Here is a 17397-nt window from a genome sequence, read left to right as displayed (position 1 = left end):
AGGCCCCGTGCATTCAATGCACAGGGCCTTTCTGTTTTAAGAATCTTTGAGGTTAAGCCGATATTTTATTCTTGTTTTCCAGGTACAGCTTACATTTCCAAAGCTCCAGTTCATCCATCACCAACTTGGCCATGTACTCCAGGGTAACCAGGTCTTCGGGGGTAAACTCACGGGGGACTTTGTCTACAATGCAGACGGAGCCCAGGTTGAACCCGTCATGGGTGCGCAAAGGAACTGCCGCGTAAAACCGAAGCCCAAACTCACCGGCTACCAAGGGATTGGTCAGCAGGCACTTCTCTTCTATTGCGTTCCTGAAAATGGTGGCTTCCTCCTGAAGGATGGAAAGGGAACAGAGGCTGATGCCGCGGTCTACCCCGGGTACGCCGTCCATGCCCACGTTGCCCTTGAACCACACGGTAGCCGCGTCTACGAAAGAAACCAGGGCGATGGGTACTTTGAAAACATGGGCCGCCAGTGCAGCAATGTGTTTAAAGGTACCCTCTGTTTCTGCGTCTAAAATCTGGTAATTGTATAACTTTTTTAATCTATCTACCTCGTTATCAGGGATAATGTCTATACCGAAAGAATTATTCATAAGGGGAATGCTACGCTTACTCTGTTAAACCTAATGCCTGTTTTCACTACCATTCTACTAGCTAAACTGTATAAGTACGGCAAGCCCTCCCCAAGGTTTTAGATGTTGTTAAATTAATTTAACACTTGTATATTCATAGAATAGTACCAATTTAAGTGCAATATTGCCTTTTAGGGTCCTCAAAAACATTCCCCAAAGAAAAAGCCCGGTACCATGGTGGGCACCGGGCTTTCCTTCTGAATATGGATGGGTGGTTATGCTTGTTTCACTAATTGAATTTCAGCTAACAGCCGGATGTCATCGCTTACCACCACGCTGCCGGCCTCGGTCACAGCGTTCCAGGTAAGGCCGAAGTCTTTGCGGCTGATCTTTCCGCTCACGGTAAAGCCGGCTTTGGTCTGGCCGTAAGGGTCTACCACAATACCACCGAATTCTACATCTACAGTGACCGGCTTGGTGGTGCCCCTGATGGTAAGGTCGCCGTGCAGTTTAGCGGAGTCCTGGCCCGTTTTCTCGTACCGCTTTCCTACAAACCGTACCTCGCCGTGGGTGCTGGAATCAAAGAAATCGGCTGACTTCAGGTGCGTGTCACGCTGCTCATTGTTGGTGTCAATGGAATCTACATCGGCGGTGAACACAATGCTGGAGGCCGTGGAGAAATCATCGGTCTCGGTCTCCACCTCCAGGTTAAATTTCTTGAAATAGCCCGTCACAGTGGTGATCATCAAGTGTTTTACCTTGAACTGAACTTCGCTGTGGGTAGGGTCAATGGACCATTTTACATTTGCCATAGTTTTGGGATTTGGGATTAAGGATTGCTTCGCCCTGAAGTCTGACTTTATACGTAGGCCTCTTGGGGGAGTTGGAATTACATCATTACATTTAATGTACCTACATATTTATACATAAATAACCGACTTTCCAAGCAACTGCCAAAGCAGAAGTATTTAAATGTGAAATTATTTCTGCCAGATTAGCACCAAATCCCTTATAAGAGCTAATCATTGGATAGCTATTGCGGGTTAAGGGGAATGCCTTTGGTAGGATTCTGCTTTAAGATATCTGCGCACAGCTTTCTAATGAACTCCAGCTGCTCGGCCAACAGCTGATCGTCTTTGGACAGGGCAACTGGAGCGGCGGTTTCCTGGAGGGTTGTTTCCTGCTCAGGATAGGTGAACTCAGGATCCAGTTGCCTTATGGCCTCTACCAAGGAGTTAATGGCCCGGCGCACCGGCCGCAGAAACGCCTTGGAATGGGGCGCGTTGATTTTCCTTTTGTCTGAGGCGATGGTGGCGATGTAGGAAGAGAGCACATGGTTCAAGACCACAAATTCATACACCCTCTTACTGTTCAACTGCTTGCTCTTGGGTTCACCTACCATGCGCTGAAAGGCCGCCGACAGGTTAGCCGAATGCACGTACACATCCTTCCGGGCCAGTTTGTACTGCAATTCCGGAATGTCCTTCCCGGACAGGCCGTCGGCCAGCACCTGCAGGTATTTCAGGTTGGCCCGCAGCACGCCCACCTGAAACTTGGCCAGTTGCTCAGATTCCCAATTAGGGAAAATAAGGTAGGTGGCCGCAAACGCGATTCCGCAGCCCACCAACGTGTCTACCACCCGTTCCTCCAGCAGCGCGAACCCGCCGCCCCCCAGAAACTTGAACAGAATCAGCATGAAGGGCGTCATGAGCACCACACTAAGCACATAGTTAAGGCGCTGCACGCTGTAAAAGCCGGTCATGAACACCAGCAAAATAAAGAACAGAGCCGTGTCATTCTTGACCAGGTACAGCACCGCCAACCCAATAATGCCCCCTATCAACGTACCAATCACCCGCTGGTAATTGCGCTGCTTGGTCAGGCTGAAGGCCGGCTTTAAGATGAAGACCACTGTGAGTAGCACCCAGTAGCTGTGCTGCCCATAGGGCACCAGTTTGGTGAGCGTGTAGGCAAAAACGGCCACCACGGCCACCCGCACTGAAAACCGGAAGATGGAGGAATTAAGGGTAAGGTTGTTGAGGAAAATGCCAAGGTCCAGCTTTTGCTTTGTCACAAAAAGCCCAAACTCCTGCTCTCTTACCTTGCTGGGATGCTGTACGCCTTTGGCGTTAGCGTAGGAGAGAATATCGGCTAGCCGTTGCGCTATGGTTCTTAGGTTGACGTAGATCTTCTTCAGCACCAGCGTACTCTCCCCTGCCTCCTGCCCGGCCACAGCGTCCATGCGGTTTTTGAGCCCCTCCAGCTTTTGGGTGAGGTCCACCAGGTTGGTGTGCCGCAAATTGGCCTGGATGGCAAAACCAATGTTATCCAGTTCATTGGCCAGCATCTCAATTACTTCAGAAACTTCCTGCAAGATGCCGGTGGGGCCAAACTTTTCCCGGATGGTGGTGTAGTCATAATGGATGGCCGTGATCTGCTCGTATAAATCTACCAGGTCTACAAAGGTCATGACCAGGCCCCTTCCGGCATCTGTGGATTCGCTCACGATCTGGCGGCTCTTGAACAACAGCTCCCGCACGGCGTCCTGTTTCTCGCTCACCACCATCTGCTGGGTCACCAGCCGCTTATACTCCCCTTCCAGGTCGGTCTGCGGTTGATAGAAAGAGGCTTTTATCCGGAGGAACTTCGCCACTTCGCGTATGCATTCCCCCAAAGCCTGCTGGGCCGGCCGGTAGGGCATCATCTGAAAAGACAGCAAACTGAGGAGTAAGTACCACACGCCCCCTACCAGCACCAGTCCACTGTACATCACTATCTGGACCGGCGTCATTTCATGGTCCATGGTCAGGATCATGACCAGCAGCGCCGCCAACCCAATGAGCGATGCCCGCATGCCGTACACCTGCAACATGGAGCACAAGAAGCTAAGCACCAGAATCTCCAGCCCCAACGTGACCGCATTCATGCGCGCAAACCCCGTCAGGGCCGCTACCACCGTGCAAAGGGCAATGCAGGCCAGCATGCCGTTGCGTTTATGAAGGACGGGGCCGGGAGCATCTGCCAAACTGGCGCCAATAGCACCCAATGACATGGCGATGCCCCATTGCAAATGCCCCAGGTACGCCATGAGCAAAGAAGGGATCAGGACCCCAATGGTGGTCCGGATTCCGTCATAGAAATTTTGACTGTAGAAGAAAGACTGCAGCTCTCTTACCTTGTTGTTCATGCCCCTGCTGTACGGAAATTTTGAAGATAGGCTTAGGTTGTTTTGGGGGTGTTTTCGGGAAAACAGCTTTAAAACGGTTGTAAGGTGGTGCAATTGGTGTTAACGTTTTTCTTTTGGCAGAGGGTTTTGGCTTCTGTTTTGGCGTGGATTTACTTCCGTGACTTTCTTTGCTCGCCGTTGTTGGGGTTCTCACTAACGACTGAAACTGCTGCTCCATTTGCCAATAAGCCCTTACTTCCTATTCTCTTCCTGCCAAGCCTTGGGGCGGGAGTCGCGGCCTGCCTGCGTCTGTCACTTTTCTCCTTGATGAGAAAAGTAACCAAAAGAATCAAGAAGCCCCGAACTCTCTGCCGCTCAGACAGGCGGGGCTTCACCGCGGTACCACCGGGTAAAGGCTATCTGTTGCATAGGGAGCTTACGTCCTTGCTGTTTGGATAGCCGCTGCTTGCCCCTGCCCATGCTTCGGGCTACGCGTGGCGGCCCTCCGCCAGGTCCAGGGCAGTTAGACCTAATGCTGGTTGGTCCGCTGCAATGCCTGTATTGCCTTTCAGGCGGAGGGAAAGAATGCTTGCTTCTTGCCAGACTGCGCTGGCTCAAAAGACCTCGTAGCGTTAGCAGCTCCTACGAGTGTCTGCTCCAATGGCCTTCTTCTATGGCGCGGAAGTTATTTCCGTGACTTACATGTTTAGTGAAGGAAGGATCATCTACTACAGATGTGCTCTCCCATGTAAACACCCCTTTTCAGAGCTTCGCTCGCTGCCTCAAACTCTCGTTTGGGCAATCCTCAAGGGGAGAGTCTGCGCTTAATAGGTAGCGCTGCAGTTATAAAGTGGAATTGCGTTTAGGAGCTATTTTTCTGAAAACGGCCTTAAAAAGCATTTTCTTCTCTTTCCGATTCCAGCCTTTCGTCTGAGCGCCTAGCACTCGACCCGGTGCCGCGGATGCGGCAGGCCCTGCGGGGCCAGGCGAGAGGGTACAGCGCGAGGGCGGAAGGCGGGGCCCCGCGGCCGTGAGCGCTCGGAGAGACAATTGAAACAAAAATGCCCATGAAGCCATAGACAAGCCGTCCTTCCAAGGCGAAAGCAAATTCTTTATCAAACAGCATAGCATATCCCAACCCGTGAACGGAAAAACTAGCGAAAGCAAAAACCTTAATCTTCCACCGGTAGCTTTCGTAGATTTGCGGTATGAGTAGCAGTGAAGGAGTAGATATAGTGGTGATTGGCGCGGGTCCCATCGGGTTGACCTGTGGGATTGAAGCGCAAAAGGCAGGATTGTCCTATGTGATTGTGGAGAAAGGTTGCCTGGTCAATTCGTTGTATAACTACCCGCAGAACATGACCTTTTTCTCTACCTCAGAGAAACTCGAGATTGGCGGCATCCCGTTCATCTCAGATAACCCTAAGCCGCGCCGCGCGGAGGCCCTGGAGTACTACCGCAGGGTGACCCTCAAATTCAACCTGAACGTGCGCCTTTTTGAGGAAGTAGCCTCGGTGGAGAAAGTGGATAAAGGATTCGTGGTTCAGACGTCTAAGGCAACCTATCACGCCCGAAAGGTCGTTGTCTCCACGGGCTTTTATGATTTGCCGGCCACCATGGACATCCCCGGGGAAGACCTTCCGCAGGTGACCCACTACTACAAAGACCCGCATTACTACGCCATGCAGAAGGTGGTAGTGGTAGGCGCTAGCAACTCTTCGGTAGACGCGGCGCTGGAAACCTACCGCAAGGGCGCCCAGGTGACTATGGTGGTGCGGGGCCCCGAAATTGGAAGGCGGGTGAAGTATTGGGTGAAGCCTGATATTGAGAACCGCATCAAGGAAGGCAGCATCAAAGCCTATTTCAACGCATCGCTCATGGCCGTGCGTCCGGGCCAGGTAGATATCCAGACCCCTGACGGGATGGCCACCATTGAAAATGACTTCGTGCTGGCGCTCACCGGCTACAAACCCAACTTTGACCTGCTCCGCCGGTTTGGCGTGCAACTGTCTCCAGATGATAAGCTGTACCCGCAGCACAATACAGAAACCATGGAAACGAACCAACCGGGGTTGTACCTGGCCGGCGTGGTATGCGGGGGCATGGACACGCACCTGTGGTTTATTGAGAATTCCCGCGACCATGCCGAGAAGATAGTTCGGCATATTTTGCAGCAAGACCTCAGCCAGACCTGGCTTCCTGTTTAGGGCCTGTTTTTCTAAAAACTTCCTCAAAACGGTTTTTGAGGGTTGATGACTTAACCTGCGAGTCTGAGCAAGTGTTGGGTGTATTCCTGTTTTAAAGGTGTTTTTCTAAAAACAGCATCAAACCTACTTCGCCTTTCTCCTAAACAGCGGCAGGTTTTATAAGAGATACAAAGCAAGGCCTTTCCTTACAAGGTAATACCTCAAACTGCCTTAAAAATTTTAAAACCCCTGATTTTCATTTTCACATATAGATAAAGGATTAACAAAGCCATACTGCCAATATTTGATTTTTGGCAATTGTATTTTATAATTTTATTAACCCTAACGCTTGTTCGCTACATTTTTATCAATATTTAAGTTGTTTCTTTAGCAATATTTACCCAAATTACTGATTCACCCTACTACAAACATTATTTTAAAGTAGATGAATCAGGCTGATGAGAACAAAAAAGGGTTGTACACACCCGAACTAGAGCATGACGCCTGCGGCGTTGGTTGCGTGGTCAACTTAGATGGCCAGAAGTCGCATGCCACCGTGAAAGATGCGCTCACCATGCTCAAGAACATGGAACACCGCGGGGCCACCGGCAGTGACCCCGAGACCGGCGACGGCGCAGGTATTCTCCTGCAGTTACCCCATGAGTTTTTCAAAAAAGAATTAGCCGAGTTTGCCATTACGCTTCCCCCCGAAGGCAGCTACGGCGTGGGCATGGTCTTTTTCCCGGCCGTGTATGAAGTGCGCGAGAAATCCCGCAAGATCCTCAACAACTGCCTGCGCAAGCTTCGCCTGAACCTGATCGGTTACCGCCTGGTGCCGGTAAACGGTCAGGTACCCGGCCACGGCGCCAAAGCCGTGGAACCCTACATTGAGCAGGTGTTTGTGCAGCCCGTAGACCCGTCTATCAAAGGCGAGGACTTAGAGCGCAAGCTGTTTGTACTGCGTAACCTTATCAGCAACGAGACCCGCAAAAGCGTGCGCGGCGAGAACGGAACATTTTACATTGCCAGCTTCTCCAGCCGCACCATCATCTATAAAGGCCAGCTCAAAACCGACCAGCTGGAGCGCTACTACCATGACCTGCGCCACCCCGAGCTGAAATCGGCGATAGCCGTGGTGCACTCCCGCTTCTCCACTAACACCTTCCCCAACTGGCGCCTGGCCCAGCCGTTCCGGTTTATTGCCCATAACGGCGAGATCAACACCATACGCGGGAACGTGAACAAGATGAAGTCCAAGGAGGCGCTTATGTCCTCTCCCCTGTTCACGCCAGAGGAAATGCAGTGGCTGATTCCTATCACCAACCCCGAGGATTCTGACTCTGCCAACCTGGATGCGCTGGTGGAGCTCCTGACTTTGTCGGGAAGGCCGTTGCCGCATGTCATGATGATGCTGGTGCCTGAGGCCTGGCAGAACAACCAGCACATGGACACTTACAAAAAGGCGTTCTACAAATACCACGCGTCCATGATGGAGCCCTGGGACGGTCCCGCCGCTCTCTTCTTCACCGACGGCACCCAGATTGGCGCCACCCTGGACCGCAACGGCCTGCGCCCCGTGCGCTACTGCCTCACCCGGCAAGGCCGCCTGGTCATGGCCTCTGAGGCTGGCGCGCTGTGCGTAGACCCCAAAGACGTGATCAAACGCGGCCGCCTGCAGCCGGGCAAAATGCTGCTGGCAGACATCTCCCAGGGCAGAATCTTTGAGGACGAGGAAATCAAGCAACTGGTCTGCAATGACAAGCCGTATTTTGATTGGATTCAGAAAAACCGCATCAAGCTGCGCCTGCGCCCCGAGCCCCGCGTCTTGCTGCAGCCTTGCTCCCCAGAGGAGCTTCGGCAGCGGCAGAAGGCCTACGGCTACACCCGCGAAGACCTGAAGATGCTGGTAGAACCCATGGCCGCCACGGGCTATGAACCGGTGGGCAGCATGGGCTCCGATACGCCGCTGGCGGTGCTTTCGCGCCAGAGCCAGCATGTGTCTAACTACTTCAAGCAGTTCTTCGCGCAGGTGAGCAATCCGCCCATTGACTCTATTAGAGAGCGGTTGGTAATGTCGCTTTTCACCCGCGTGGGCGAGTCCTTGAACATTCTGGATGAAAGCGAGCTGCACGTGCGCCAGATCCATATCTCGCAGCCCGTGCTAGACCCCGTGGAATTCCAGAAACTAGTGTTCCTGAAAGAGGAAGGCTTTGAGCATGAACTGCTGGATGCCACCTTCTCCACCCGTGAGCCCGGCAACCTGCAGCGCGACATTGACCGCATCTGCGCCGAGGCCGAGGCCGCCGTGCGTGCAGGCAAGAAAATTCTGATTATCTCTAACCGTAAGATCCAGGCCGATAGGGCCGCTATTCCGTCTTTGCTGGCGGTAGGCGCGGTGCACCACCATTTGATTGAGAAGCGCCTGCGCACCAAGGCCGGGCTGGTAGCCGAGGCCGGCGATGCCTGGGAAACCCACCACTTCGCCACCATCATTGGCTACGGTGCCAGCGCGGTGTACCCGTTCCTGATCTATGACACCATCAAAAGCCTGCATGACCAGCACAAACTGGACAATGCGCAACCCTACACCCATTACTTCCAAAATTTCATCTACGCGGTAGACAATGGCCTGCTTAAGATTCTATCTAAGATGGGTATCAGCACGCTGCAGTCATACCAAAGCTCCCAGATCTTCGAGATTCTGGGCATTGGCCAGGAGGTGATTGAGAAATGCTTTAAAGGCACCGTGAACCGTTTGGAAGGCCTCAACTTTGAGGACCTGGAACGCGAGACGCTCACCAAGCACCAAAGCGCCTACCCAGACCTGGAGAACCTGCTGGAGTCCGGGGGCTTCTACCAGTGGCGCCGCGACGGCGAGGAGCACTTGCTCACGCCCAAGGTGATTCACCTGCTGCAGAAATCCACCCGCCTGAACGACTACTTATTATACAAGGAATATTCCAAGGCCATACGGGAGCACCAGCAGTCCACCATCACTCTCCGCAACCTTTTTGAGTTCCGGAAACGGCAATCGGTGCCTCTGGAGGAGGTAGAGCCGGTTTCGGCCATTTTGAAACGTTTCGCCACAGGCGCTATGTCTTTTGGGTCTATTTCGTATGAGGCGCACAGCACGCTGGCCATTGCCATGAACCGCATTGGTGGCAAAAGCAACAGCGGCGAGGGCGGCGAGGACGAGGCCCGTTACATCAAGCGCCCCAACGGCGACTCAGAGCGTTCCCGCGTGAAGCAGGTGGCCTCCGGAAGATTTGGCGTGACCAGCCATTACCTGGCTAACGCCGATGAGATTCAGATTAAAATTGCCCAAGGCGCCAAGCCCGGCGAGGGCGGCCAGTTACCGGGCCACAAAGTGGACCACTGGATTGCCCGCGTGCGCTGCTCTACCCCTGGCGTAGGTTTGATTTCGCCGCCGCCGCACCATGACATCTATTCTATTGAAGACCTGAAGCAGCTCATCTTTGATGTGAAGAACGCCAACCCGCGGGCCCGCGTCAACGTGAAGCTGGTGGCCGAGGCCGGTGTAGGCACCATCGCCTCGGGCGTGGCCAAAGCCAAGGCAGACGCCATCATGATCTCGGGGGCCGACGGCGGTACCGGGGCCAGCCCTTTGAGCTCTATCCGGCACACGGGTCTTCCCTGGGAAATAGGCTTAGCCGAGGCGCACCAGACCCTCATCAAAAATAACCTGCGCAGCCGCGTGGTATTGCAGACCGACGGGAAGATTCTGACCGGCTATGACCTGGCCGTGGCGACGCTGTTAGGCGCTGAGGAATACGGTGTGGCCACCGCCGCCCTAATTGTAGAAGGCTGCGTGATGATGCGCAAGTGTCACCTCAATACCTGCCCCGTAGGTGTGGCCACCCAAGACCCGGAACTGCGCAAGCTCTTCACCGGCGACCCAGACCACGTGGTGAACCTGTTCACCTTCCTGGCCCTGGAACTTCGCCAGATCATGGCGTCTCTGGGCTTCAGGACCATCAATGAGATGGTGGGCCAGTCGCAGATCCTCAAAATCAGAACCGACCTGAACCACTGGAAACTGAAGAATCTGGACCTCTCGCCTATCCTGCACCAGGAGTACGTGCCGCGCAACGTGGGTACCTACAAGCAGATTGAGCAGGACCATGAAATCAACAAGGTGCTGGACAAGAAATTGATCCGCGACCTGAAGAAAGGCAACACCGAGGTGGAGTACCGCATCATCAACGTGGACCGCGCGGTGGGCACCATGTTGTCTTATGAAATCTCCAAAACCTTCGGGAAGCACGGCCTGCCGGAAGACAGCTTTAAAACCACTTTCTACGGCTCGGCGGGCCAGAGCTTTGGGGCTTTCCTGGCGCCGGGTATCACGTTCCGCCTGCGCGGTGAGGCCAATGACTACCTGGGCAAAGGCCTGTCTGGCGGAAAATTGATTTTACAACCCTTCCAGGATACCCAGTACCTGCCGCATGAGCATATTCTCATCGGGAATGTGGCCCTGTACGGCGCTACGGCCGGCAAAGTCTACATCAACGGCCTAGCCGGGGAGCGCTTCTGCGTGCGCAACTCCGGTGCTGAGGCCGTGGTGGAAGGCATTGGCGACCACGGTTGCGAGTACATGACCGGCGGTAAGGTACTGGTGCTGGGAGAGATTGGCAAAAATTTCGGGGCCGGTATGAGCGGCGGTGTGGCCTACCTCTACGCCCCAGATCCTGCCCATGTGGAGCAGTGCAACCTGGACATGATTGGCCTGGAAGAACCAGACCCCGAGGACCTACTCTGGATTGTGGAGAAACTGCAGGAGCACGTGGCCTACACCGGCAGCGTGCTGGCGCAGGAGTTTCTGGCCAACTGGGAACAGCACCGCCAACACTTCCTGAAAGTGGTGCCGCATGACCTGAAAAAGGCGCTGCAACAAGTAAAAGAAACTGAAACCGTAAACGTACTGGCATAATGGGAAAAGCAGACGGATTCCTGAAATTTGGCCGCGAGCTGCCTGGCACCCGCGACCCCAAAACCCGCATTAACGACTCCAACGAGATTTACCTTCCGTTCCCAGAGGAAAAGACCAGGATACAGGCCACCCGCTGCATGGATTGCGGCATTCCTTTCTGCCACAACGGATGCCCCTTGGGTAACCTGATTCCGGATTTCAATGATGCGGTATCTGAGGGCGATTGGGAACGGGCCGTGCGCGTGATGTACAGCACCAACAACTTCCCGGAGTTCACGGGCCGGATTTGCCCCGCGCCTTGTGAAAGCAGCTGCGTATTGTCTATCAACAAACCGGCCGTGGCCATTGAGCACATAGAAAAGTCTATTGCCGAGAAGTCGTTTGAGCTGGGCCTGGTGAAGCCGAACCCACCGCAGTACCGGACCGGTAAGAAAGTAGCCATTGTGGGTTCCGGCCCGGCCGGATTGGCCGCCGCCGCCCAGCTGAACCAGGCCGGCCACAAGGTGACCGTGTACGAGAGAGACGAGAAAGCCGGGGGCCTGTTGCGCTACGGTATTCCGGACTTTAAACTGGAGAAATGGACCATTGACCGCCGGTTAGCCATCCTGGAGGCCGAGGGCATTAAGTTCAAATACAATCGCCGTATTGGCCATGAAACCACCCTCAAGAAACTGTACCGCAAATATGACGCGGTGCTGCTGGCCATTGGGTCTTCCAAGCCGCGATCCATTTCTATTCCGGGCAACCACCTGAAAGGCATCCATTTTGCCATGGATTACCTGGCCCTGCACAACCGCCGGGTAGACGGGGTGGCCATCGCGCCAGAGCAGGACATCCACGCCGAAGGCAAGCACGTGCTGGTGATTGGCGGCGGCGATACCGGTTCTGACTGCGTGGGCACGGCCAACCGCCACTTTGCCAAAACCATTACCCAGTTGCAGTACCGCTACATGCCCAGCTCTGAGCGCCACCCGGCCAACCCGTGGCCCGAGCTGCCGGCTACGTTCTCTTCTTCTTCCTCGCATGAAGAAGGGTGCGACCGGAGCTACGGTTGGCTGAACAAGGAATTCATTGCCGATGAAAACGGAAACGTGAAAGGCCTGCGCGTAGTAGAGCTGGAATGGAAAAACCAAAGTGAGTACACCGAGAAACCCAACACCGAGCGTATCCTGCCCTGCGACCTGGCCCTCATCGCCATTGGCTACGAACGCCCGGAGCATGATGCCTTCTCGGTTAACTTTCAGTTTGAATATGACCGCCGCGGCAACTTCAAGCTGCGTGACTGGCAAACCAACGTACCGGGCATCTTCTCGGCGGGTGACGCTTGCCGTGGGCAATCCCTGGTGGTCTGGGCCATCTCAGACGGCCGCGAAGCCGCCCGCGCCATTGATGTGTATTTGATGGGAGACTCTGAGTTACCGTCTAAGGAGATATCTAAGTACCAGCTGTTTTAAGTATCAGGTAGTGCGTATCACGTAGCACGAGGCCTAGCAATTTGTTTTTCAGAAGCCCCGCTTTGCCTATTGGTGAGGTTGGGGCTTTTATTTATAGTCCTTAATGGTCTTCGTTTTGAGCCTATTTTATGGAAAACAGCCTCAAAACGCTATTGCAGAATTCCCTCTCCCTAGGGGAGAGGGCTAGGGTGAGGGGGCAGCGGTGGTTCCTGGCACAAACGCTCGCACCAGACTTATACCTCCCGCAAGTTTTCAACTTGTGGGTACAATGTTGGAAGTTTTCAACTTCCTTCTGGCATAGTTTTCATTGCTTTTCCGCGCATGTTGTTTGGGGATATATTCCGCTTCGGGATTGTCTTGCCCGGGAGTTCTACTCCCCTTACTATGCACCGGAAGCTCGTGGCTCCCGGAGTAGTGGAACTACTAAACAGTAGTCTTTTTCTAACCAAAACAGGCATATTTAATAGTATTGGTCTTTCTAACTGGCAACATCCCCCTCATCCTACCCTTCTCCCTCAGGGAGAAGGAACTGCGATATTACATATTGAGACAGTAATGACTAAACTTGCAAAAATCCCCTCCTCCCCAAATATTTCATCTTGAAAAGCGACTTAAGGTAGATAATACCACCTCAAGCTTTCTCCTCCTTATAAACAAAAAGCCGCACCCCAAAGAGGTGCGGCTTTCCCATCATTCATTACTCTAATAAAACAAATTAATTGCGGGTGCGACGACTCTCACGGGCAGGAGCCTCACCGCCTGAAGACCGGTGCTCCGGCTGTGCTTGAGGTTGCTCCTGGCGGGGCGCCGGGGTGGCCGCGGGCATTTGCCGTGTGCGGGGCTGCGGTTGCCCCTGTACGGAAGACTCGCTGCTGCGGTACACAGGGCTACTCTCTGACCGGGGTGCAGGCCCCTCTACGCTAGACCGTGACCTGGATTCACGCGGCTCCATTTCCCGGGTGCGGGCAGGGTAGTCGGTGCGGGTGGACCGGTCAGGCTGGGCCTCTGTATGTGAGGCCGGTGATGTTCTGCGTATGCTTTCCCGTTCCCGTACTCTGCTGTCCTCTGACGTGCGCTGCTCAACGGCCGAACCTGTCCGGCTGCGGCCCACGGAAGAGGTATTCACCTCGCCGCTGGAACGAGTTGCACCCGGTTGGGTTTCTACCGCTGTTCTGTTTCGTACTGCACCGCTGCTGCTTCTGTCGGTTCTGGTACCGGAGGCGTTGCTGTCTGCGTACCGGGAGCGGGTAAGGCTGTTGTCCCGGTTTTCTACCCGGGCAGGTGCCTCTGACCGACGGTTGTTGTCAATCTCAGGGCGGTAGATTCTCACGGAGTTTTCTGCTACCGCGGTTCGGCCGGCCCGGCTGTCGTTTTCTACCCGGTACACGTTCACTTTTCTATTGGTGGCGCGCTCTATGTCCTGGCTTCTGGGCCCATACACATACTTGCGGTTATCGCGCTCATAGTAGTTATTGATGATGGTGGTGTTGTGGTAGATGTTCACTACCTGGGTTCTGGGCACACAATAAGAATAGATGCGCGGATGCGTGATGTAGCGCACCGGAACAAATACCCACCGGGAGGCAGGCACATAATAAGTTACCCGCGGGCCCATGGGCGCCCAGCCGTAATAGCCGTTGTTGTGGCGCCAGTCTACCCAGGCCGGTCCCCACTCGTTGCCCGGAATCCAGAGCCAGCCGTAGTAGTCGTCAAACATCCAGCGGCCGTAGTGAAACGGCGCCCAGCCCCAGTCATAGTCAGAGACCCAAGTGTTGCCGTAGTCGGTCATGACCCAGTGGCCGCGGGTGGCGTACGGTTGGAAATTGCGCTCCACGTCCGGCGACCAGACGTAGCCGTACTCGGGGTCATTGATCCAGCGGCCGTAGGGCTCCAGCTCATCATAGAACGTCCGGAAGGACACCCGGTCTCCTGGGCGGGCCTGAACTTCTGCGCTCCCCATCAGGCTGAAGAAAATGAAGGCCACCACTCCCAGTGCCCACATTCGTTGTAAATAAGATTTCATACTGGTTTTAGTTAAGGTACACGGGGGTAGAGTTTCACCTAGCAAACACCAAGGCCTTAGGCGCTTACGCTTCGGATTTTCTGCCTTGCAATGCAAAAGCAAACACCTTGCCTAAAATTGAGGTTTCACTATATTATAATGTTAAAAATTTAAGCTATCTTAGAAAAAGCAGACGCAGAGCCACTGCCTATGCGTTTCTGGCCCGTTTTTCTTAAAACCGTGCTAAAACAGAAAAGCAGAGAAGGATGGAAATTCTGCGGGTTTGCCTTTAACTAAGCCCGGCCAAGTCTTTTTAAGGGAATGATGTTTGGCGGTGACAGCTTCTAAGAACGGGCACAAAAAGATCTTTTTATGCTTTTATCGGCTGAAGGTCTATTGAAAAACGTAAATATAAATGATTGAGGAACGCTTAAGGCTGGCACAATTGTTGTCTGTACAAGAATCATCAACGGTAAGAAAGTTTCTGGCCCGGAGGCAACCAAATATTTTGCTTCCGTAAAATCAAAAACCCTTTCCGGCGTTGATAGTTATAGAAGAAAAGAAAGGCGCTGTGACCTTTGACCGCAGAACGGGGTTTCCCTGCTTACACTTTAGTTAAACTCGTATTTACCAAACATGAAAAATACCACGCTTCCGTCCATCGCCTCGTTACTGAAAAAATTGATTTCCAGTTTAACCGGCCCTACCCTGCAGCCTATTCCGGTGCCGGTGCGGCAGAACCAGCGATAATCTAAGAACAGGTACCTACAACTGATTAAACCTACCAAAGAGTAATGGAATCCCCGCCACCCTTCGTGGCGGGGATTTTTGTTTTTGTTCTTCTGGTATAGGCAACCTTAGAAGCCCCTTCTGTTTAAGAGCCGTTTTCCGGAAAAGAGGCTTAAACCAAAACCAAAACCACTTATTGGTACCCACCTCTATTGGGGCCTTACTTCCTCTGTGTATGCGCGGGCTCTTTCCCCGCTTTTCAGGCCTGCCTCTGGTTCAAACTTTATTTAGTAAATTCCCTGCTTCAATTGTATTGGCAAACGCAATTCTACCCATGAAGCTACTCCCTTACCTGATAAGCGCCCTGCTGCTGGCCGGGCCAATCTCCGCCCAGAAGTTGCAAGTAGACAAAGATGTCACCAAAGCCCTGAGCCAGGTAAAACCCGAGGCCCTTAAAGGACATATCCAGTACCTGGCAGATGATAAATTGCTGGGCCGCATGCCCGGCACGCCCGGTTACCAGATGGCGGTAGACTACGTGGTGCAGCAATTTAAAAGCACAGGCGTGCAGCCGGCCGGCGAAAACGGCACGTACCTGCAGAAGGTGAGAATCAGGAAAGCCATTACCGGCAAAGACGCCATCCTCAGCCTTACCTCCAACCAGGGAACTACCACCCTGGCAGCGGGTAAGGACTTCACCATTTACCCCAACCCGCAGAACCCCACCATTACGGTAGATGCGCCCCTGGCCTTCTCCGGGTACGGCATTACCGCCCCAGAGGTAGGGTATGATGATTACGCCCGGCTGGATGTGAAAGGCAAAGTGGTAGTGATCTTGCGGGGAGCCCCTAAAAGCTTCCATTCCACTGTGGCCGCTGCCAGCTCAGACCTGATGGTGATCTTAAAGAACGCCGCTGATCACGGTGCTGTGGGGGTAGTGGTTGGGAGCACCAACGCCAGTCCCCGGGCTACGGTGCCAGACCTCTCACGCGGCGTGTATGGCGTCATGGATGCCCAGGGCAACGTAGCGGCCTCGCGCAGCTTTGTCACTAACCAGATCAAACTGCTTTCCTACGTCAATGCCGCTACCTTTCATGCTATGCTTCAGGGCGCAGGGCTGGACACGGCCCAGGTTACGGCCAGCCTGAAAAAAGGCACCCCTATTTCGGCGGCGCTGCCGGCCAGGCTGCAAAGCAACTACACCTCTACGTACCATGATTTTGACACTTATAATGTAGTAGGCAAGATTACCGGGTCAGACGCCACCCTGCGGGAGGAATACGTGGTGCACAGCGCGCACCTTGACCATACCGGCGTAGGCACACCCGTGAAAGGTGACTCCATTTACAACGGCGCCCATGACAATGCCTCGGGGGTGGCCAGCGTGCTGGAAATTGCCCGGGCGTATTCTAATTTAAAAGTGAAGCCGAAGCGATCGGTGCTATTTGTGCTGCTGGCCAGTGAGGAAATGGGACTGCTGGGTTCGGCCTACTTTGCTAAACACCCTACCGTACCGCAACAAAAGATAGTAGCCAACATTAATACGGATATGCCCACCATTATTGCCCCTTTGTTGTCGGCGGTGGCGCTGGGCGCGGAGCACTCTTCCCTGGCCCAGCCGGTGGCCAAGGCCGCCAGTTACTTAGGCATAAGCGTGGAGGCAGATCCAGAGCCCGACCAGAACCGTTTTATCCGGAGCGACCAGTACAGCTTCGTGATGCAGGGCATTCCGGCGTTGCACATCAAATACGGCAACAAAACCAAAGACGGCCAGAACAACCTTAACAAGCAGGTAGAGGTCTGGCGCGCCGCATTCTACCACAAGCCCCAGGATGAACTCAATGACTCTTTTGACTTTGAGGCCGGCAAGAAATACGTGCAGTTGAACTTCTTGATCAGTTACCAGATAGCCAACACCAAGGAACGCCCCACCTGGAACCCCAACGACTTTTTCGGGGGCCGCTATAAGAAATAGGCTTTCAGAAGTATTCCTTTGGCAGACTCCCGTTTTGGGGCCGTTTTTCTGAAAACAGCCCCAAAACGGGAGTCTGCTTTTAATGGCTAGCAAGGTCGAATTCTTCTTCTTCTTCTTCTTCTTCTTCTTCTTCTTCTTCTTCTTCTTCTTCTTCTTCTTCTTCTTCTTCTGTCATCCTGAAAGGACCTTGTGGGCGAACTAGATAAGCCTAGGCTGTTGCGCTACTGCCGTTCGCCACCGAGATCCTTTCAGGATGACAAAATGTTTTAGGAGACAGAATGTATAAAAAGGCAGAATTTATAAGAAGATCGGCTTAGGTACTCACACAAGGGTCACCTCCAAGCAAACTCCAAGTAAGAT

General features: G+C 53.6%; 8 protein-coding genes. 4 read left to right on the top strand and 4 right to left on the bottom strand.

Annotated features, from left to right (window positions below; genetic code table 11):
* Positions 1-52: 52 nt before the first annotated feature.
* The 3 genes from TH63_RS04255 to TH63_RS04245 all read right to left on the bottom strand — a co-directional run bounded on the left by TH63_RS04255 (position 53) and on the right by TH63_RS04245 (position 3761).
* Positions 53-595, bottom strand: a complete 543-nt coding sequence (locus TH63_RS04255) for a GAF domain-containing protein (RefSeq protein WP_048919851.1) — start codon at positions 593-595, stop codon at positions 53-55.
* Between the two features lie 254 nt (positions 596-849).
* Positions 850-1386, bottom strand: coding sequence for a YceI family protein (locus TH63_RS04250; RefSeq protein ID WP_048919850.1), 537 nt, complete (start codon positions 1384-1386; stop codon positions 850-852).
* Positions 1387-1607: 221 nt separating this feature from the next.
* A complete protein-coding gene (locus TH63_RS04245; protein ID WP_048919849.1) occupies positions 1608-3761 on the bottom strand; it encodes an FUSC family membrane protein in 2154 nt (717 codons plus the stop codon).
* Positions 3762-4948: 1187 nt separating this feature from the next.
* Here TH63_RS04245 and TH63_RS04230 point away from each other — a divergent pair.
* From TH63_RS04230 to TH63_RS04220, 3 genes are all read left to right on the top strand, one after another.
* Complete coding sequence (locus tag TH63_RS04230) at positions 4949-5947, top strand: YpdA family putative bacillithiol disulfide reductase (RefSeq protein WP_048919846.1); 999 nt, start codon at positions 4949-4951, stop codon at positions 5945-5947.
* A gap of 424 nt (positions 5948-6371) precedes the next feature.
* The gene (gene gltB, locus TH63_RS04225; protein ID WP_048919845.1) at positions 6372-10877 is read left to right on the top strand and encodes a glutamate synthase large subunit; all 4506 of its coding nucleotides are present in this window, start codon (positions 6372-6374) and stop codon (positions 10875-10877) included.
* Positions 10877-12331 carry a glutamate synthase subunit beta gene (locus tag TH63_RS04220; protein WP_048919844.1) on the top strand — a complete coding sequence of 485 codons (1455 nt, stop codon included), beginning with the start codon at positions 10877-10879 and terminating at the stop codon, positions 12329-12331. The genes gltB and TH63_RS04220 overlap by 1 nt, the downstream gene beginning before the upstream one ends.
* A gap of 715 nt (positions 12332-13046) precedes the next feature.
* Here TH63_RS04220 and TH63_RS19760 read toward each other — a convergent pair.
* The gene (locus TH63_RS19760) at positions 13047-14354 is read right to left on the bottom strand and encodes a DUF6600 domain-containing protein (protein WP_156180368.1); all 1308 of its coding nucleotides are present in this window, start codon (positions 14352-14354) and stop codon (positions 13047-13049) included.
* Between the two features lie 1042 nt (positions 14355-15396).
* On the opposite strand from TH63_RS19760, the gene TH63_RS04210 reads away from it, so the two are divergent.
* Positions 15397-17037: a M28 family peptidase gene (locus TH63_RS04210; protein WP_048919843.1), complete on the top strand. Its 1641-nt coding sequence runs from the start codon at positions 15397-15399 to the stop codon at positions 17035-17037.
* The last annotated feature ends 360 nt before the right edge of the window (positions 17038-17397 follow it).

This window comes from Rufibacter radiotolerans (genome assembly GCF_001078055.1).
Lineage (GTDB): Bacteria > Bacteroidota > Bacteroidia > Cytophagales > Hymenobacteraceae > Nibribacter > Nibribacter radiotolerans.
Note: the sequence above shows the minus strand (reverse complement) of the source record. Positions and strands in the feature narration are given on the sequence as shown.

Bases quoted from the DNA above. Each gene is read 5' to 3' on its own strand.
- TH63_RS04245 (WP_048919849.1), bottom strand. From the start codon at position 3,761: ATGAACAACAAGGTAAGAGAGCTGCAGTCTTTCTTCTACAGTCAAAAT.
- TH63_RS04230 (WP_048919846.1), top strand. From the start codon at position 4,949: ATGAGTAGCAGTGAAGGAGTAGATATAGTGGTGATTGGCGCGGGTCCC.
- TH63_RS19760 (WP_156180368.1), bottom strand. From the start codon at position 14,354: ATGAAATCTTATTTACAACGAATGTGGGCACTGGGAGTGGTGGCCTTC.
- TH63_RS04255 (WP_048919851.1), bottom strand. From the start codon at position 595: ATGAATAATTCTTTCGGTATAGACATTATCCCTGATAACGAGGTAGAT.
- gltB (WP_048919845.1), top strand. From the start codon at position 6,372: ATGAATCAGGCTGATGAGAACAAAAAAGGGTTGTACACACCCGAACTA.
- TH63_RS04250 (WP_048919850.1), bottom strand. From the start codon at position 1,386: ATGGCAAATGTAAAATGGTCCATTGACCCTACCCACAGCGAAGTTCAG.
- TH63_RS04220 (WP_048919844.1), top strand. From the start codon at position 10,877: ATGGGAAAAGCAGACGGATTCCTGAAATTTGGCCGCGAGCTGCCTGGC.
- TH63_RS04210 (WP_048919843.1), top strand. From the start codon at position 15,397: ATGAAGCTACTCCCTTACCTGATAAGCGCCCTGCTGCTGGCCGGGCCA.